This window comes from Rhizobium sp. CC1099 (genome assembly GCF_029714385.1).
Taxonomy (GTDB): domain Bacteria; phylum Pseudomonadota; class Alphaproteobacteria; order Rhizobiales; family Rhizobiaceae; genus Rhizobium.
On record NZ_CP121643.1, the window covers coordinates 242,912 to 260,063 of the forward strand.

A 17,152-nucleotide genomic window follows, 5' to 3' on the forward strand; every position below is an offset into this window, starting at 1 on the left:
CCTGCCAGGGCCCTCTGGTATTGTAAACGTCCAGATTATTGCTGGTATGTCCGTTCATTTGCTTCTCCCACCGCTAGTCGCGATAGATGCTGTGGCGATTTCCGAAATATGTCTAATGTTTTCCGGAGGTAAAACAACAGATAGCAAAAATATATTTTTAAATATATTTTATGGATGACAGAGGTTCCGATTTTGATCTGGATTTTGCTAAAGATGTATGTATGAGAAGCGTTATATATACTGGAAATAACACTTCTTACTTGCGATGTGAGATGATTGGCCTGGTGGAGAGCTTCGGCTTTTTTGATAGTCGCCTACACCAACCAAGATCATCGGACGGAAAGGAGATTCTCAACCGGCTAGCCACACAGGCCCAAATTACAATCCAAGGCTCTGGGAAACGTCAGACAATGGTCATGAGGAATTCGGCGCGAAGGCATTCGCGTTCGATGAAGAGAGGGTTGGATCTAATGGAGTCCATGATAAAAAGATTAGGAAAACGATCATTTGGAGAAAATGCGGATAGTCCTAGTGGAACCAGAAAGCTCTGTTTCATGGGATCGCTCGCCAACAATAAAAACGGCTCCAAACGATTTAAGCCGGCTCATACTCTAATCTCAGCGGGGACACTAGGGCCGGCAAATCGGGGACGCTTGCTCCAGGCCTTATACGACATTGGCCCATCTAGCAGGGTGGATCTAGCGCGCGTCACCGGAGCAAGTCGAGCAACTATCGGCGGCATTGTCCAACCATTGATCGATCAAGGTATTCTTGTCGAAGGCGAAGTGGTTCCTGCTGACCGGGCCGGCGGAAAACCGGCTACCAAGTTGTGGTTCTCGAAGGAGGCCAAGCCAATATGCGCAGTCCTCCTGATGCACGATCGTGTCCGTACATGCTTGGTCTCTCTGGAGGGCGAGATCTATGCCCAACATCACGCCGGTTTGGCTAAAGGCCGAACAGATGCTTCCGATGCATTTCGGATCGTCAGTGCTTGTGTTGAAGAGACTATCGCTTCCGCCCACGTACCGGTTTTAGGCATCGGGGTGGCGGTCGCAGGACCGATTAACACGGAAACAGATTCTATCGTGTCTATGAGCCTTGCGCCATACCTTGATGGATTTCCGATAGGCGCAGAGTTAACGAAAAGGTTCGGGGTTCCGGCCTGCATCGACCAAGATACCAGAGCTTTGCTTGTTGGCGATCGTTGGTTTGGGCAAGGACGTGGACAGAGAAATTTTGCTGTCGTCTATATCGGTGAGTCGTTGGATGCGGCCCTATACGTTGATGGACATCTTTATAGGGGGACAGCGGGTGAAGCCGGAAAAATTGGTCATACCATCGTGCAACTTAATGGCCAGATGTGCCAATGCGGACGACGAGGATGTTGGGAAACGATCGCCACATTGAGATGGTTGAGAAACGAAGCACAAGCCAGGAGGTTGCCGCGACCTGGCTCGTTGAATGCGGGCCGCTTAGTGTCGCTAGCCGAGAATGGCATCAAAGGGGCAAAAAAACTACTTCAAGAGTACGCATTCAATATTTCTGTTGGATTGGCGAACCTTCAGCAGCTGACGGCACCCAACTGCATTATTCTGCATGGTGATGTCGTGCGTGGAGGAAAATCGATGTTAGATCTTATTGAAGCGAGCTTTCAAGAACTGACATTCAATCTCGCGGATGAGGAGATCACCCTCGCTCTTGGCGATAGTGAAGACGTAGCTGGCCTGCGCGGTGCCGCAGGCCTCGTTCTTTGTGAATTGCTAAATTTCATAATCTGACCAGAGATTCCGAAGACCTTGATGTGAAGAAGGGTACAAAGCCTGATCTCGCAGAAGCTGACAAATCTTGCGCTGGAAAATCTCTGAGGATGTATCGTTGCGTAAAGTCATACTAAGAAGCGCTCTTAGGCGGGCGTCGGCGGCTAAGGCAGTTCGGTAGAGACAGCAAACATTCATCGGCGTCCTCGCAGCCCAACCTTCCGGCAGCCGGCTAAGCGACGATTACGCGATGTTCGAGAAGGTCATGCGCAGCACCGTGGCGGGATCAGCAGACAGACATGCGGGCGATGCGGATTTGCCGGCGGCATGGACTATAACGACCGTGAGCGCATCTGGGCCAAACTCGACCCATGCCAAGCATCCCGACATGGTCCTGCTGCACGGAGGTTCGCCCAAGAGTGCCGAGCGCATCGCCGCCTCTGGGCTGAAGCCCGTAAGGTCACGCAGATCAGCTTCAAGCCGAATTGGACGAAACACGCCAAGGCCGCCCCCTTCCGGCGCAACGACGAAATGCTCTCGGTCATGCCGGCCGGGCTGATCGCTTTCCCCGGCAGCGGTATCACCGGCAATCTCGCCGACAAGACGCGCCGGCTCGGCATCCCGGTCTGGCGGGCCGGCGGCGACTAGGCCGCCTAGTCATGAGGGGTTCTTCTCATACTGTCGATAAGCCGTAGCGGCCGGTTTTTCATTTGCCTTCCCAGTGGCGAGATCGACGTCGTCGATTATATTGGCAGCATGACCCAGGAACAGGACATTTCGCGCAAGGTAGAGCAGACGGTCGACAAGGTTCTCCGCGACCGCCTGGCATCGGACGGATTTGAAGGTGCGGAAATCCGGCCGGATTGCGATTTCGATCCAATCCTGGTGGTTGACGTCAAGTACCGCTATGTCGACCGGCCGATTAATTCGAAAGTCACCTTCGGCTTGACAACCGAAGTCCGGAAAGCCCTCATGGCTCTCGGTGAAAGTCGGTTTCCGCAGATCCGTCACCACTTCAACGAGCAACAAAAGATCGCAAGCTGACCGTGTCGAACGATCTGCCTGATCTCCGATCCGGTCGATCTGTCCAATTCGGTGGCGTTCAGCGTCGAGGGCAATGCGATGGTCGAGGCGCTACTTCAAGCACTGTGCATCGGATTGACCGTGAGTGCCTTTCTGTCCCGGGCGGCCACTCGGGACGGCGCCAATCACCGCAAATGGCGCTTTCCTGCCAAGTGAAAGTTCCTCGATGATTGGTGGGCTCGGCATGGACATCGTGGCCCTCACCGCGATGTCAACAGCTCCGGCAGGGACCAAAGTTTGTCGAGAAACGCCAATAACTCGTCGCCAGCCCTGAACCGGCAAGGCGATTGTCCATTGAACGGATCAATCTTGGCTAGACCTTGACGCTCGATCAGTTGGAATTGTCGCGTCAGATACTGGATCTCGGACGATAGCCGCGCGATCGTTTCTGTCGCAAGAGCTGGAGGAAGAGCCCAACGGCCTCCTCCTCGCGTTTGAAATGATGCACCAGCCTCTGACCGCCAGCACCGATGCGTCCCCATCGACGGATCAGGCACGCTTCCCCGAACAGCGTCGGCTCGATCGACATGGCATAGTAGCGGGCCATATTCTTCGTGGCGTCCGTGCGTTCGACATAAAGCTGATAGGGCTGCGCGATCATGGAGCAGAGAATCGCCGATTGCCGATTCCGCGTCCAACGAGACATTTGAATCGGTCGGCCGCGATTGATTCATGACGGTGATGCGTTAGTGGACGGATGTAGTCCTCGGGCGAGCCTCCTGCGGCGGACGGCGCTATGCGCTATCGCTCACGGAGACCGCAAGCGGTCTCCGCCCATTCGGGTGACGCCCCATCTCGCGCCAGCCGCATCGTCAACGCGATCGTCCGGCGGCGGCGAAAAGGAACGGCTGCATGGCCGGCTGGTCGCCGGGAACGGTCACGGCGCCTGGCGGCGCCGTGGATGACTGGGCACCTTTGTCTCCCGAACGATCCTGCCCTCCGCATCCACAATGCAAACGGATGTCTCTTTCACGGAAATATCGAGGCCGGCAAAATACTGCATGTGCATATCTCCTGAGATGGGTTGGTGAGCGTTGCAGCGTGCAGCATAGCCGCTTGCTGGGCGCGGGCCGAATACCCCATCTCCCCATGCGCCGCAGCGCGGCCGCTAGGTCGTCGAGGATGTATGGCGCATCACTTACGGCTGCCTGTTCAGCCTACGAGGCGAGAGGTTCCAAGGGTCAACGACTAGCGCATCTGGCAGGAGACGTCGCAAAGCACGTTTGTTCGACCGGACGGCAAGCTAATTCGATCTCCCTGGGGCGGCGCAAATGATCTTTTCCGATTTCGGCACGATCAATGTCGAGAAGTGCAGACGTTTTCCGCCTACCGCTGGATCCGCGGCGAGCTCGTGCGCATTGGCGTTTCGGCATCGGAGGTCGCGTTCATGCAGGCCTACAAGAACTCCGAGGCAAACTAGCGTTTGTTCGCTGACGTTCGCGCCGGCAAGATCCGCTTCCTGATCAGCTCGTCGGAAACGATGGGAACCGGCGTAAACGCCCAGCTTCGTCTCAAGGCGTGCGAATTCAAACGCAGCTCGTTCGTTCGGGTTTAGATCGAGCACAAGCGCCGGCTCATCGACCTGCACCCAATCGGCGACGAGAATTTCAACCTCCGCAGGAGTTGCTCGTAGACGGACGAAAGCCGTGGCAGCAGCGCGATGGGCTTGAACTTTTCGGCAGGGGAGTTAGCCAGCTTAAAAAAGCGATCGGTCCCAGGATGACCAGGGGTATGTGAATGCCGATGGCCTTAGCCTCGGGGAAGTGATCAATCGGTTTCGTCGACGAGAGGGTGAAGGTCAGATCATCGTCAAGTTCCGGCACAATGTAGTGATAGTTGGTGTCAAACCATTTTGGCCATTCCATCGCGGTTAGGGCAGGACCAGCCGCATGCTATGACCAGAGTGCCCGCAATCTCCTGTCTGACCTTGCTCGCCGCGCGGGAGCTAAGAGGGAGCCCGGGGCGATGCCGGCATGCCCCCGCAACTGTCAGCGCCGCGCCAACCCACTCATGTCACTGACGCGAACAGCCTTGGGAAGACGGGCGAAGCGATGACCCGCGAGCCAGGAGACGAGCGGCAGTGCTGTACGGAGATCCACGGCACCCAGACACTCACGACAGGCTACCGCGCGTCAAGACTGCATAAAGATAGCTTTATGTAATCATGTGAGCGAGCGCGCCTCCGACCGCAAACCTTCCAGAGGGCTGGGGCTGCGAGCGGAGCCGCGCGGGCAAGCTGAAAACGCTGCGCCCTACTAGGCGCTGCGGACCATACCAAGAAGCGGAATCAGACGAAGGTGAAGTCCGAAGCGCTCAGGTGCAGACTGGCAAGGTTGGACACACTGTCCACCGCAGACAGGTGAGCGAACACATCCACGTGATTTCCCGAGGTGACATAGGCGAGATCAGCCGTGTGGGTCTTGTAGTTGTGGTAGACGATGATGTCGCCGGCGCTCTCGCTGGATATCGCGCTCGCGGCGGCAGAGCCATCGGCGAAACTACGGTCGGTGATAACCACGACGTGCTCGCCGTTCGCACGCGAGGCATCGCCGCTGTAGAAGGTGTCCACCGGGTAACCTGACTGCACGCTGGCGTGGTTGATGAAGTTTGCGCCAACGCCATCGTTGTAGAGCCCCGGCGCATCGAAGGCGAAAGTATCCTGCTCCGGGTCGAAATCCGCGATGGTGGTGATATCCGGGTCGGGCCCCTGTTTCGGAAGCCCGGGCATTGGGTTATGCTGCCCGGGCATCGGGTCATGGAACTGGAACACGAACGTGTCGCGGCCTCCGTCACCACTTAGCCAATCCCTGCCGTCACCGATGAACAGAACATCATCGCCGCCACCGCCGCGGACATAGTCATTGTCCTGACCGGCCACGCGGGGGTGGTATCGATCATTGCCGCCGTATAAAACGTCGCTGCCGTCTTCGCCGTAGACCTGGTCATTACCCGGGCCGCCAAACACCCGGTCATTCCCGGCGCCACCGAAGGCTCGGTCAGTGCCCGCGCGACCGTCGATCCAGTCATTGCCGCCGTGATCCCAGAGCAGATCGTCACGATCGCTGCCGACGAGGGTATCGGGCTCCTCGCTGCCCTCGAAGAACTTTTCCCAGAACTTGAAATTTTCCATCGCAATGGTCCTTTTGATCTAGCCGCCCAAACGCCCGTGTGATGCCTTCAATACCCTTCGTCGGTGAATCAGCATAATCGTTTGTATTGATCGAATGCATCCGCATCATGGATGGATCGCCGCGCACTTTGGCCTCATCGTCGCGATGCCCTACTATGTCGAGGACTATCCCGACATGATCGAGCCCGCTTACATCGAGTTCGCGGCCAACGGTCACGGCGAATTCGCCTTCGGCTGCGTCACCGGGCAGATCTTCGGCGCGGGCGACGGCAACACGTCACCTTTTCCTCGCAAGGCAAGACGAAATGGACGAAGCGCAAGGCGACGGCTGGGCTGAAATCCAATCAGACGGCATCATCAACGGACAAATCTGCCTCGATGGCTACGATGATGCCGACTTATTCAACAACCTATCGAAGCCCTGCCGGCCGGATCGACCGGCCAACAGGCCTGATGAAGAGATAGCTGATCGGCTTGACCTGTTCTTACAGCTTTCCGGCATCCAATTTTGCATCTTGGGCGCGGCGCTTTTTTCACGCAACGCCGTCGAAAGAGAATGTCATTTCTTATAAGGAAGTTTGTCTACTGATTTTATAGACTATAATTTGCAACCAGCGAGCGGATCGTGGTGTCATGACCTACCTCCTCAGCCTTCTCGACAAAAGCCCAATCGAACAGGGTCTCACCGCTGTGGATGCGTTGCGGGCGACGGTGAAGATTGCCGCCCGGGCCGAGGAACTCGGTTATCACCGCTTCTGGGTCGCCGAACATCACAACATGTCCAACCTGGCGAGTTCAGCGCCGGAGGCGCTGATCGCCTATCTTCTCGCCAGGACATCGAGGATCCGCGTCGGCTCCGGCGGCGTCATGCTGCAGCACTACAGCGCCTACAAGGTCGCCGAAACCTTCAATCTTCTGGCATCGCTTGCCCCGGGACGCGTCGATCTCGGCGTCGGCAAGGCGCCGGGCGGTTTTCCGTTCGCAACGTGCGCCCTGCAGTTTGCCTTCGACCCAGAGAGGAAGCCGGATTTTGCCAGCCAGCTTTCAGATCTCAACACCTATCTTGCCGCCGATCCGAACTACCACGGTGCGCGGGCGACTCCTTTCCCGCCGACGGCGCCCGATCGTTTCCTGCTCGGCGCCAGCGTCGAAAGCGCCGAACTGGCGGCCGAGAAGGGCTGGAACCTTGTCTTCGCCGGCCACCTGAATGGCGATCCCGACAATCTGCGCCAGACCTTCGAAGCCTATGAACGGGCCTCGGGCGGCAAGCGTCCCCTGCTGGCTCTCGCAGCTTTCGCCGCCGAAAGCGAGGACTATGCCCGCGAGCGTGTCGGAGACTTGCGCATCGTCAAGCTGTTCCTGCCGAACGGCCAGACCGTCAATGTCGGCAGCGAGGAGCAGGCGGCCGAATTCGCCCGGCAGGCCGGTGTCACGGATTACCGGATTGAGGAGAAGGTGCCGAACGTGCTGCACGGCACTGCAAAGCAGATCCGCAACGAACTGGACGAGCTTCACCACCGCTACGGCGTCAAGGAATTCGTGCTCGACACGCCGGCGCTTTCAACCGCTGACCGCCTTGCCTCCATCGAGCTGCTCGCCAAGGAGCAGCTCTCCCTCGTCGCCTGACACTTCCAAAGAGGATAGTTTTATGGCTCAGAAACACGTCACGTTCGGCATCATGCTGCAGGGTCCCGGCGGTCACATGAATGCCTGGAAACATCCGAGCGGCCCTGCCGATGCCAGCGTCAATTTCGACTTCTTCGTCAAGACGGCGCGCAAGGCGGAGGCGGCCGGCATCGCTTTCGCCTTCGTCGCCGACGGGCTTTATATCAACGAGCAGTCGATCCCGCATTTCCTCAACCGGTTTGAGCCGATTGCCATTCTCTCGGCGCTGGCGGCCTCGACCTCGAAAATCGGCCTCGTCGGCACCGTCTCGACTTCCTACAGTGATCCCTTCACCATTGCCCGCCAGTTCGCCTCGATCGATCTGATCAGCGGCGGCAGGGCAGGGTGGAATGCGGTGACCTCGCCGCTCGAGGGTTCGGGACGCAATTACAGCCGTGAACATCCCGAGCACGAGGTGCGCTACGAGATCGCCGAGGACTATATCGACGCGATCAAGGGTCTCTGGGATTCCTGGGACGATGACGCTTTCGTGCGCAATCGCGAGACCGGCGTTTTCGTCGACAAGGCGAAGATGCATCGCCTCAACCATAAGGGCCGCTTCTTCCGTATCGAAGGGCCGCTCAATATCGGCCGTTCGAAGCAGGGCCAGCCCGTCGTCTTCCAGGCAGGCGCTTCGGATTCCGGCATCAGGCTTGCCGGCAAGCATGCCGACGCCGTCTTCACCAATGGCGGACCGTTCGAGGAGGCTCAAGGCTTCTATCGACAGCTCAAGGACAGTGTCATCGCTCAGGGACGCCCCGCGGCGGAAGTCGGCATCTATCCCGGCATCGGCCCCATCGTCGGGAAGACGTCCGAGGAAGCGGAAGCCAAGTACCAGGCGATCCGCAATCTCGTCACCATCGAGGAGGCGCTACTCTATCTCGGCCGCTTCTTTGATCACCATGATTTCAGCGTCTACCCGCTCGATGAGGCGTTCCCTGACATTGGCGATATCGGCAGGAATAATTTCCGCGCCACCACCGACCGCATCAAGAGGACAGCGCACGAGAAGGGGCTGACGCTTCGGCAGGTCGCGCTCGATTCCGCGACGCCCCGCACCGCCTTCATCGGCACGGCGGAGCATATTGCCGATGAGATCATCCGCTGGGTGGATCATGGCGCCGCCGACGGCTTCATTCTCGGCTTCCCCGTCATCGCCGAAGGCTTCGACGACTTCGCCGAGCACGTCGTGCCGATCCTCACCGAGCGCGGCTATTTCGATCCGGTCCTGAAGGGCGAGACGCTGCGCGATCATCTGGGCCTGCCCTTCCGGGAAAGCCGGTATGCGGCCAGCGCCGATCAAGTCGAGCAGGGAAGGGCTGTCGGCGCCTGAGGCGCCGGCGAACCGCCATGGACAGCATCGCTCAGAACCCGCGCAGCAACGATCCGGTCGAAGAGGGCATCGCCGCCTATCTCGACGAGATCATCGCGCTTCGCCACGATCTGCATCAATATCCGGAGCTTGCCTTTCAGGAGCTCAGGACCAGCAAGCTCGTGGCATCCCGCCTTTCCTCCTGGGGCTACGAGGTGGCGACGGGCATTGCCGGCACCGGCATCGTCGCCACCCTGAGGCGCGGCGAAGGCAGGCGGATCGGCATCCGGGCGGACATGGACGGGCTGCCGATCGAGGAGGCGTCCGACCTTGTCTATGCCAGCAGCAATCCCGGCGTCATGCATGCCTGCGGCCATGACGGGCATACCGCGATCCTGCTGGCGGCTGCCCGCTATCTCGCCGAGAGCGGCAATTTCAGCGGCACGTTGAGGCTGATCTTCCAGCCCGCCGAGGAGATCGGCGCCGGCGCCCGCAAGATGATCTCGGAAGGCCTGTTCGAACGGTTTCCCGTCGATGCCGTCTTCGGGTTGCACAATTGGCCGGGCGTGCCTGCCGGGCAGTTCGGCTTCGTCGCCGGCCCCGCCATGGCCTCCGTCGATCAGGCCATCATCAGGATCATCGGCAAGGGCGGCCATGGCGCCGAACCACATCGGGCCGTCGATCCCGTGCTGGCCTCGGCCTCCTTCATCACTGCTCTGCAGAGCGTCGTCTCCCGCAACGTCGATCCGCAGGAGATGGCGGTCGCCACCGTCGGCTCCATCCATGCCGGCTCCGCCTCGAACGTCATACCGGAAAGCGTGGAGCTGAAACTGACCATGCGCGCCTTCAGCGAGAACGTACGCCAGCAACTGCAGGAGCGCATTCCAGCCCTTGCCCGCGCCCAGGCCGAAAGCTTCGGCGCCGAGGCCGATGTGAATTACCGGCTGGGTTTCCCGGCGCTGGTCAATCATCCCAAGGAAACTGCGTTTGCCCGCGACGTCGCCTATGACGCGCTCGGTCTCGCTGCAATCGAGAAGGATTTCCGCCCGAGAACCGCAAGCGAGGATTTCGCCTTCATGCTGCAGGCCAACCCCGGCAGCTATTTTTTCGTCGGCAATGGCGACAGCGCGCCTCTCCACAGCGCCCACTACGATTTCAACGACGCGATCATTGCGCCGGCCGCCCGCTATTGGGTCCGGCTCGCCGAAACCTTCCTCACTGATGACAACGGGTGACGAACGATATGAGCGATACGTTTCTCTATACGAGCCCCCTCGATCCCCGCGCCAAGCCGCTCATCGATGAATTGATCCACGAATATGACAGCCGCTACGGCACCTATTTCAATGCCGAAGGCGCCGCAGCCGAATTGAACCGCTATCCCCCCGAAGCTTTCGCGCCGCCTCACGGCAATTTTCTCCTGCTGATCCGCAATGGCCAGACCATCGGCGGCGGCGCCTTCAAACATTACGACGATCGCACGGCCGAGTTCAAACGCATCTGGACACGCACGGACCTGCGCCGCCAGGGCCTTGCCCGCAAGGTGCTAGTGGAGCTGGAAACTCAAGCGGCCCGCCAAGGTTATACGAGGATCTATCTGACGACCGGTTTCCGCCAGCCCGAGGCCGTCGGCCTCTATCTGAATTATGGCTACACCCCTCTCTTCGACACATCAGCCGATCCCGAGATCTACAAGAGCCTGCCCTTCGAGAAGGACATTAGCCATCTCGTTCCGCCGGTTTTCGCAACCGAGGCGGCCGGACCGCGCCTGCGCGTGGCCGGGGCAAATCTCTGAAAGCGACGAGACGATAACCATAAAAGGGAAGCAAAATGGCACTGACGACGGATTTCGCGGGCATTGAGCCCGGCAGCAGAACGGCAGAACCGAAGCAGGATCATTCCCGTTACCGCATCGTGCCGGCGCGCCATCCCGAGCGGCTGGCGGGCACGATATTCGCCGCTGTCGTCATCGTCGCCGTGCTCTATTCCACCTTCACCAATCCGCGCTGGGGTTGGGGTGTCTTTGCCGAATGGTTCTTCGCCGAGCCGGTGCTCGTCGGCCTCGGCAGGACATTGCTCCTGACCGCGCTTGCCGCCATATCGGGCTCCATCCTTGGAACAGCCCTGGCGCTTGCCCGCGTCTCCAGGTCGCCGCTGCTTTCTGGCCTTTCCTGGGGCTATATCTGGCTGCTGCGCTCGATCCCGATGATCGTGCTGCTCCTGATATTGAACAATCTCGGTTATCTCTATGAAACGATCAGGATCGGCATCCCGTTCACCGATAAGGTCTTGTTCGACTATCCCACCGTACAGCTGCTGACGCCCTTCGCCGCTGCCTATCTCGGCCTCACGCTCAACCAATCGGCCTTCTTCGCCGAGATCGTCCGCGGTGGTATCCTGTCGGTGGATCATGGGCAGCTGGAGGCCGCAGCCGCACTCGGCCTGCCACGCCGCCGCCAGGCCTTCCGCATCGTGCTGCCGCAGGCCATGCGCTCCATTCTGCCGACCGGCTTCAACGAACTGATCGGATTGGCGAAAAGCACGTCCGTCGTCTATGTGCTGGCGCTGCCGGAACTCTTCTATACGGTCCAGGTGATCTATCGCCGCAATCTCGAAGTCATTCCGCTGCTGATGGTCGCAACGGTCTGGTATCTGATCATCATGACCGTGCTGTCGGTCGCCCAGCACTATATCGAGCGCTATTTCTCCAAGGGCGCCGTGCGCAATCCGACACCGCTGCCCTTCCAGTCATTCCTGGAGCGCTTCCGCCGTCCGCTGCCGGCTCTCGAGAGCGCGACCGACAAAGTGCGCAATCTTGGTTTCCATGATGCGACGGCTCTGCGGGCAGGCGGTGCTGTGCGCATCCAGGGCATCTCGAAAAGCTTCGGCTCGCTGAAGGTACTTGACGATGTCGAGCTCAACCTGCCGGCCGGCAGCGTGACCGCCATTCTTGGCCCCTCCGGTTCGGGCAAGTCGACGCTGCTGCGATCAATCAATCATCTGGAGCGTGTCGACGAGGGCTTCATCTCCGTCGACGGCGATTTCGTCGGCTACAGCAGGAAGGGCGACACGCTCTATGAGCTCAAGGAAAAAGAGATCCTCCAACGCCGCGCCGATATCGGCATGGTCTTCCAGAGCTTCAATCTCTTCCCGCATCTGACCGTGCTCGAAAACCTCATCGAGGCGCCTGTCCAGGTCCGTAGCGTCGGCCGCGAGAAAGCCGTGCAGTTGGCGCAGGAACTGCTGGCGCGCGTCGGTCTCAGCGACAAGATCAATGCCTATCCGCGCCAGCTCTCCGGCGGCCAGCAGCAGCGCGTCGCGATCGCCCGGGCGCTGGCGCTCCGCCCCAAGGTGCTGCTCTTCGACGAACCGACTTCCGCACTCGATCCGGAACTTGTCGGCGAGGTGCTCGACGTCATCAAGGAGCTCGCCCGCACCGGCACGACGCTCGTCATCGTCACGCACGAAATCGGTTTTGCCCGCGAAGTCGCCGATACCGTCGTCTTCATGGAAAGCGGCCGCATTCTGGAGGCCGGTCCGCCGGCCCGGATCTTCACGCAGGCGGAGCATCCTAGAACGCGCGAATTCCTTGCCAAGGTTCTCTAGCGCCGAACAGCGCTGGTGAAATGCCGGGCCGCGACGGGCTGCTCCGGTCGAATGACAACAATCACAACCTTAAGACGAAATGGAGAAGGGGCATGGCATTTACAGATAGAGTAAGGCTTCTCATAGCGGGAGCTGTCACCATTGGCGCGATTGGGTTCAGTTCCGCTCAAGCGCAGCAGAAGTTCGATCTTAGCCCCGAACAGCCGAACCGGCTGCGGGTGGAAAAGAACGAGAAGCGCATCGTTGAAATCAAGGACTTCAAGTTCGTCGAGAACGGTGTCTTCACCGTCGGCATCAGCTCGAGCGGTAATCTACCGCTGCACGACTATGCCTCCGATTCCAAGACGGTTATCGGTTATGACGTCGATCTCGCCCAGGCGATCGCCGACAGCCTGGGCCTGAAGCTCAACCTCGTTTCCGTCGCCTGGGCTGATTGGCCGCTCGGACTCACTTCCGGCAAGTTCGATGCGGTAATCTCAAACGTGACGGTCACGGAAGAGCGCAAGGAAAAATTCGATTTCTCGACCTACCGCAAGGATGAGCTTGGTTTCTACGTTAGGGCCGACAATCCGATCACGGCGATCAAGGAGCCGAAGGATATTGCCGGTCTGAAGGTCATCACCGATGCCGGCACCAACCAGGAGAAGATCCTTCTGGAATGGGATCGACGGAACGTTGCGGCCGGTCTCAAGCCGATCGAAGTGCAGTATTACGACGACGATGCGGTCAAGGATCTCGCCGTCCAGTCCGGCAGGGCCGACGCCGTCTTCAGTGTCAACGCCACCCAGGCCTATGCGGCGGGAATCAACGGCAAGACCAAACTTGTAGGCACCGTCAGCGGCGGCTGGCCGATCACCGCCGAAATCGCCGTCACCACGCGCAAGGGTAGCGGTCTGGCGGCTCCCTTGACCGATGTCGTCAACGACCTGATCGCCAGCGGCGCCTACAAGAAGATCCTCGACGCCTGGAATCTCGGCCCCGAGGCGATCGACAAGGCCCAGACCAATCCGCCCGGCCTGCCGAAGAGCGGTTCGTAATGTTTATGGGACGGCCGGCCGTTCGAGCCGGTCCGTCCCTGCCTTTACTGCAAACGGAGATATATCGAACGTGGCCATCTTTCTTGATATCCGCACCTTTTTCTTCGCGGCGCTGACGGCAGCCTCGACGGGCTTCGGGACGGCCCATGCGGCCGATGATTTCGACCTGAGCCGGCAGCAACCGGATAGGCTTCATGCCGCCAGAAACGATGCGGCGATCGCTGCGATCCCTGAGGATTTCAAGTTCGTCACACCAGGCAAGTTCACCATCGCCGTCAGCCCTGGCGGCCCGCCGCTCGCGACTTATGCCACCGACGCCAAAACCGTGGTCGGCGCGGATCCTGACTATGCCTATGCCATCGCCGACGGTCTCGGCCTGACGCTGGAGATTGTGCCGGTCGCCTGGATCGACTGGCCGCTCGGCCTCACATCGGGCAAGTACGATGCCGTCATCTCCAATGTCGGCGTGACCGAGCAGCGCAAGGAGAAGTTCGATTTCTCCACCTATCGCCAGGGCCTGCACGGTTTCTTCGTGAAATCCGATAGTCCCATCACGTCGATCAAGGAGCCGAAGGATGCGGCGGGCCTGAGGATCATCGTCGGCGCCGGCACCAATCAGGAGCGTATCCTGGTCAAGTGGAGCGAAGAGGACGTCGCCGCTGGTCTGAAGCCGATCGAATTGCAATATTACGATGACGAGGCGGCGAGCCTTCTCGCTCTGCGTTCCGGTCGGGCCGATGTCATCGTCCAGCCGCACGCGCAGCTCGTCTTCATCGCGGCGCGCGACAAGAACATCAAGCGGGTGGGCACGCTGAGTGCCGGCTGGCCGGACCGATCGGACGTCGCGATCACCACCCGCAAGGGAAGCGGGCTCGCCGATGCGCTGACCATCGCCACCAATGGTCTGATCAAGGACGGCACCTATGCGGGGATACTCGATCATTGGCATCTTTCCGAGGAAGCCTTGCCCGCATCCGAGACCAATCCGCCCGGTCTGCCGAAATATTGATCATCGGAAAGCACGACATGAGCGGCCGCAATATATCCATCAGCCATATCGGCTTCCTCACTCCCGGCAATTATTCCGATGATGATCCCTTGTCGGGATTGGAACAGACGCTTCAACAGTTGCACTACGGTGAGGCACTCGGCTTCGACAGCGCCTGGGTCCGCCAGCGGCACTTGGAGCCGGGGATCTCGTCCGCCAGCGCCTTTCTGGCGGCGGCCACCCAGCGCACCAGCCGGATTGAGATTGGAACGGCGGTCATTCCGATCGGTTATGAAAGCCCGTATCGGTTGGCCGAAGACCTTGCGACGGTCGATATCCTCTCACGCGGACGGCTGAATATCGGCGTCAGCGCCAGCCGGCCGGTGCATGCCGAACTGATTGGCCCGCTCGCCTTTGACGGCGACTTGACGAGCTACGATTTCTCGCATGATCGTGTGCTGCGCTTTGCCGACAATCTGCGCGGGGCTTATCTCGGAGACGACGAGACCTTCATCAAGACGCCCTTCGGCCCGCAACGGCCGCGCCTGCAACCTTATGCCAAGGGCCTGATCGACCGGATCTGGTATGGCGGCGGGTCGCAGCGCTCGGCCGGCTGGGCGGGCCGCAACGGCTTCAACCTGTTGACCGGGAATGTGATTACGGGGGAGGGGACCGACGATTTCTTCATCGCCCAATCGCGGCTGATCGAAACCTATCGCACTGCTGACACGCACCGCCGCGTCGCGCTGGGCCGCGTCATCGTACCTTTCGACAGCGCCGATGCGGCAACGCGCCGCCGATATCGAGACTATGCCGATGGCCGCTATGAGCGAACGCTTTCGCCGCAGGGCGAGCGGCGCACCTTGTTCGCTAGCGATGTCGTCGGCACGTCGGACGAAATACTGGAGCAGCTTTTCGCCGATCCGATCCTGCCCGAGGTCAGCGAGCTGAGGCTGGAGCTTCCTTACGAGTTCGAGCACGAGGAATATCGCCAGATTCTCCACGACTTCGTGACGCTCATCGCGCCGGAGCTCGGATGGAAGGCACAGCCCGAAATTCGGGCCGCTTCCTGAAATACCGTCGGGCAACGGCCACTCGACACCAGAACAATCACCTTACGAGGAACATTCATCAGTGACAAAATCGGTGGAATATTACTTTTCGATCGGCTCGCCCTGGTCCTACATCGGCTTCGATGCCTTCGTCGAACTTGCGGCGAAGAACGACGTCGTCATCACGCCCTATCTGACGACGGTGGTCGAGGAAAATGGCGGGATCTTCTCGCGCAACCGGCCGGAGATCCGCCGCGCTTACTGGACGCGGGATCTCAAACGCTGGGCGCGCGTGCGCGGGAAGGAACTGCAGCTCGAACATCGCCCTGAGCTGAGCGATCCGACGCCGGCCTCCCTCTTCGTGATTGCGGCCTATCTCGACGGACAGGACTGGATCGGCGCTGCCCGGGCTCTGCAGCATGCCTTCTGGGTCGCGGCCAGGGATATCGGCAAGCCCGATGTGCGCGAAGCGATCGTCACCGCTGCAGGTTTCGATGGCGCGGCACTTCTCCGGCGCCAAGCCGACGACGACGTCCAGAACAAGTGGTCGGCGGACCGCGTGCATGCGCGCGACAGCGGCGTCTTCGGGTTTCCCACCTATGTCTACGATGGCGAAATCTACTGGGGACAGGACAGTTTGCCTTTCCTCGAACGTCATCTTCGAGGCGATAGGCCTTAGCTTGGATCATCAAGACGAATGTTTTTTCAACGACGCGAGCAAGGTCAGACGCCCATTCCTTTAATCTAGTAATTTTGTTAACAATAGTTGGGGCAATCCAAGGAGAGGAAAAACCCCATGTCAGGTTTCAAACTCGTCGGCATCGCTGGCAGCTTCAACCGTCCATCCAAGACACTGGCACTTGTCCGGCATGTCGCCGAACGCGCAAGCTTTCGATACAGCTTTATGAGCAGGACCTATGATCTGAACGATATCGGACCGTCGCTGGGTGGGGCCTTGTGGCGCAGGGATCTCGACGAGCAGGCCAGACGTGTCATCGAAGAGATCGTGCAGGCCGATGCCCTGATCATCGGCTCGCCGACCTACAAGGGCTCGTATCCCGGTCATTTCAAACACCTCATCGATCTGATCGACCCGCACGAGCTTCGGGGCAAGCCGATCATCATCACGGCGACGGGCGGCGGTGACCGGCATGCGTTGATGGTCGAGCATCAGCTTCGGCCGCTGTTCGGTTTTTTCATGTCCCATACGCTTCCGACCGCCATTTATGCGTCCGATCGCGATTTTGCAGACTATGCGGTCTCATCCGATCCGCTTTTGAGCCGCATCAACGAAGTGATCGGCGAATTGGCGGCCTTCTTTCCGGACGCAAACCCGGCGCTGGCGGCGGCCGAGTAACGCTCGTCGCCGTGGTTCGAGGCGACGATGCGGTGAGCGAGCAGTTGTGGAATTCGCACGACGATATCGCCTCGCCAAACGCGAGGAGAATCGCCTCCTGATGCTGTACGGACCAACCGCATCGCTTCGCGATCTTCTTGCCAATGCGCGACGTCATTCGCTGAT

The 17,152-nt window shown here is 59.6% G+C and carries 17 protein-coding genes, 3 pseudogenes and 1 riboswitch; of the genes and pseudogenes, 16 read left to right on the forward strand and 4 right to left on the reverse strand.

Annotated features, from left to right (window positions below; genetic code table 11):
- The first annotated feature begins 554 nt into the window (after positions 1 to 554).
- From QA644_RS34535 to QA644_RS34545, 3 genes are all read left to right on the forward strand, one after another.
- Positions 555 to 1,778 carry an ROK family transcriptional regulator gene (locus tag QA644_RS34535; RefSeq protein WP_283074135.1) on the forward strand — a complete coding sequence of 408 codons (1,224 nt, stop codon included), beginning with the start codon at positions 555 to 557 and terminating at the stop codon, positions 1,776 to 1,778.
- Positions 1,779 to 2,084: 306 nt separating this feature from the next.
- Positions 2,085 to 2,405: a hypothetical protein gene (locus QA644_RS34540; RefSeq protein ID WP_283074136.1), complete on the forward strand. Its 321-nt coding sequence runs from the start codon at positions 2,085 to 2,087 to the stop codon at positions 2,403 to 2,405.
- A 108-nt stretch (positions 2,406 to 2,513) separates the two neighbouring features.
- Positions 2,514 to 2,801 (forward strand): hypothetical protein, encoded by a 288-nt coding sequence (locus tag QA644_RS34545; protein ID WP_283074137.1) that lies wholly within the window; start codon positions 2,514 to 2,516, stop codon positions 2,799 to 2,801.
- Positions 2,802 to 3,189: 388 nt separating this feature from the next.
- On the opposite strand, the gene QA644_RS34550 is transcribed toward QA644_RS34545, so the two are convergent.
- Complete coding sequence (locus QA644_RS34550) at positions 3,190 to 3,441, reverse strand: WGR domain-containing protein (protein ID WP_074070721.1); 252 nt, start codon at positions 3,439 to 3,441, stop codon at positions 3,190 to 3,192.
- Positions 3,442 to 3,738: 297 nt separating this feature from the next.
- Positions 3,739 to 3,843 (reverse strand): annotated as a pseudogene (locus QA644_RS34555) (IS110 family transposase); the annotation flags it as partial.
- Between the two features lie 189 nt (positions 3,844 to 4,032).
- Here QA644_RS34555 and QA644_RS34560 point away from each other — a divergent pair.
- Positions 4,033 to 4,359 (forward strand): annotated as a pseudogene (locus QA644_RS34560) (hypothetical protein); the annotation flags it as partial.
- On the opposite strand, the pseudogene QA644_RS35310 reads toward QA644_RS34560, so the two are convergent.
- Positions 4,360 to 4,785: pseudogene (locus QA644_RS35310) on the reverse strand (5-methyltetrahydropteroyltriglutamate--homocysteine S-methyltransferase); the annotation flags it as partial. It lies immediately after the preceding pseudogene.
- A riboswitch (cobalamin riboswitch) is annotated at positions 4,749 to 4,935 on the forward strand. It overlaps the preceding pseudogene by 37 nt.
- A 192-nt stretch (positions 4,936 to 5,127) precedes the next feature.
- Positions 5,128 to 5,970: a calcium-binding protein gene (locus tag QA644_RS34570; RefSeq protein WP_283074139.1), complete on the reverse strand. Its 843-nt coding sequence runs from the start codon at positions 5,968 to 5,970 to the stop codon at positions 5,128 to 5,130.
- Between the two features lie 94 nt (positions 5,971 to 6,064).
- On the opposite strand from QA644_RS34570, the gene QA644_RS34575 reads away from it, so the two are divergent.
- The 12 genes from QA644_RS34575 to msuE all read left to right on the forward strand — a co-directional run bounded on the left by QA644_RS34575 (position 6,065) and on the right by msuE (position 16,987).
- Positions 6,065 to 6,307, forward strand: a complete 243-nt coding sequence (locus QA644_RS34575) for a hypothetical protein (RefSeq protein ID WP_283074140.1) — start codon at positions 6,065 to 6,067, stop codon at positions 6,305 to 6,307.
- Complete coding sequence (locus tag QA644_RS34580; protein WP_283074141.1) at positions 6,276 to 6,542, forward strand: hypothetical protein; 267 nt, start codon at positions 6,276 to 6,278, stop codon at positions 6,540 to 6,542. Before QA644_RS34575 ends, QA644_RS34580 begins: the two co-directional genes overlap by 32 nt.
- 61 nt (positions 6,543 to 6,603) lie before the next feature.
- Complete coding sequence (locus QA644_RS34585) at positions 6,604 to 7,596, forward strand: MsnO8 family LLM class oxidoreductase (RefSeq protein ID WP_283074142.1); 993 nt, start codon at positions 6,604 to 6,606, stop codon at positions 7,594 to 7,596.
- 22 nt (positions 7,597 to 7,618) lie between these two features.
- A complete protein-coding gene (locus QA644_RS34590) occupies positions 7,619 to 8,968 on the forward strand; it encodes an LLM class flavin-dependent oxidoreductase (RefSeq protein WP_283074143.1) in 1,350 nt (449 codons plus the stop codon).
- Positions 8,969 to 8,985: 17 nt separating this feature from the next.
- Positions 8,986 to 10,182, forward strand: coding sequence for a M20 aminoacylase family protein (locus QA644_RS34595; protein WP_283074144.1), 1,197 nt, complete (start codon positions 8,986 to 8,988; stop codon positions 10,180 to 10,182).
- 8 nt (positions 10,183 to 10,190) lie between these two features.
- The gene (locus tag QA644_RS34600; protein ID WP_283074145.1) at positions 10,191 to 10,742 is read left to right on the forward strand and encodes a GNAT family N-acetyltransferase; all 552 of its coding nucleotides are present in this window, start codon (positions 10,191 to 10,193) and stop codon (positions 10,740 to 10,742) included.
- Between the two features lie 35 nt (positions 10,743 to 10,777).
- On the forward strand, positions 10,778 to 12,553 hold the full coding sequence (locus QA644_RS34605; RefSeq protein ID WP_283074146.1) for an amino acid ABC transporter permease/ATP-binding protein: 1,776 nt from the start codon (positions 10,778 to 10,780) through the stop codon (positions 12,551 to 12,553).
- 92 nt (positions 12,554 to 12,645) lie between these two features.
- On the forward strand, positions 12,646 to 13,590 hold the full coding sequence (locus QA644_RS34610; RefSeq protein ID WP_283074147.1) for an ABC transporter substrate-binding protein: 945 nt from the start codon (positions 12,646 to 12,648) through the stop codon (positions 13,588 to 13,590).
- A 70-nt stretch (positions 13,591 to 13,660) separates the two neighbouring features.
- Positions 13,661 to 14,599, forward strand: coding sequence for an ABC transporter substrate-binding protein (locus QA644_RS34615; protein ID WP_283074148.1), 939 nt, complete (start codon positions 13,661 to 13,663; stop codon positions 14,597 to 14,599).
- A gap of 17 nt (positions 14,600 to 14,616) precedes the next feature.
- Positions 14,617 to 15,651 (forward strand): LLM class flavin-dependent oxidoreductase, encoded by a 1,035-nt coding sequence (locus QA644_RS34620; protein WP_283074149.1) that lies wholly within the window; start codon positions 14,617 to 14,619, stop codon positions 15,649 to 15,651.
- A 61-nt stretch (positions 15,652 to 15,712) separates the two neighbouring features.
- Positions 15,713 to 16,309, forward strand: a complete 597-nt coding sequence (locus tag QA644_RS34625; RefSeq protein ID WP_283074150.1) for a DsbA family protein — start codon at positions 15,713 to 15,715, stop codon at positions 16,307 to 16,309.
- A 117-nt stretch (positions 16,310 to 16,426) separates the two neighbouring features.
- Positions 16,427 to 16,987 carry an FMN reductase gene (gene msuE / locus QA644_RS34630; protein ID WP_283074151.1) on the forward strand — a complete coding sequence of 187 codons (561 nt, stop codon included), beginning with the start codon at positions 16,427 to 16,429 and terminating at the stop codon, positions 16,985 to 16,987.
- The last annotated feature ends 165 nt before the right edge of the window (positions 16,988 to 17,152 follow it).

Bases quoted from the DNA above. Each gene is read 5' to 3' on its own strand.
- QA644_RS34575 (WP_283074140.1), top strand. From the start codon at position 6,065: ATGCATCCGCATCATGGATGGATCGCCGCGCACTTTGGCCTCATCGTC.
- QA644_RS34540 (WP_283074136.1), top strand. From the start codon at position 2,085: ATGGACTATAACGACCGTGAGCGCATCTGGGCCAAACTCGACCCATGC.
- QA644_RS34545 (WP_283074137.1), top strand. From the start codon at position 2,514: ATGACCCAGGAACAGGACATTTCGCGCAAGGTAGAGCAGACGGTCGAC.
- QA644_RS34600 (WP_283074145.1), top strand. From the start codon at position 10,191: ATGAGCGATACGTTTCTCTATACGAGCCCCCTCGATCCCCGCGCCAAG.
- QA644_RS34535 (WP_283074135.1), top strand. From the start codon at position 555: ATGGGATCGCTCGCCAACAATAAAAACGGCTCCAAACGATTTAAGCCG.
- QA644_RS34610 (WP_283074147.1), top strand. From the start codon at position 12,646: ATGGCATTTACAGATAGAGTAAGGCTTCTCATAGCGGGAGCTGTCACC.
- QA644_RS34585 (WP_283074142.1), top strand. From the start codon at position 6,604: ATGACCTACCTCCTCAGCCTTCTCGACAAAAGCCCAATCGAACAGGGT.
- QA644_RS34605 (WP_283074146.1), top strand. From the start codon at position 10,778: ATGGCACTGACGACGGATTTCGCGGGCATTGAGCCCGGCAGCAGAACG.
- QA644_RS34550 (WP_074070721.1), bottom strand. From the start codon at position 3,441: ATGATCGCGCAGCCCTATCAGCTTTATGTCGAACGCACGGACGCCACG.
- QA644_RS34580 (WP_283074141.1), top strand. From the start codon at position 6,276: ATGGACGAAGCGCAAGGCGACGGCTGGGCTGAAATCCAATCAGACGGC.
- msuE (WP_283074151.1), top strand. From the start codon at position 16,427: ATGTCAGGTTTCAAACTCGTCGGCATCGCTGGCAGCTTCAACCGTCCA.
- QA644_RS34595 (WP_283074144.1), top strand. From the start codon at position 8,986: ATGGACAGCATCGCTCAGAACCCGCGCAGCAACGATCCGGTCGAAGAG.
- QA644_RS34570 (WP_283074139.1), bottom strand. From the start codon at position 5,970: ATGGAAAATTTCAAGTTCTGGGAAAAGTTCTTCGAGGGCAGCGAGGAG.
- QA644_RS34590 (WP_283074143.1), top strand. From the start codon at position 7,619: ATGGCTCAGAAACACGTCACGTTCGGCATCATGCTGCAGGGTCCCGGC.
- QA644_RS34620 (WP_283074149.1), top strand. From the start codon at position 14,617: ATGAGCGGCCGCAATATATCCATCAGCCATATCGGCTTCCTCACTCCC.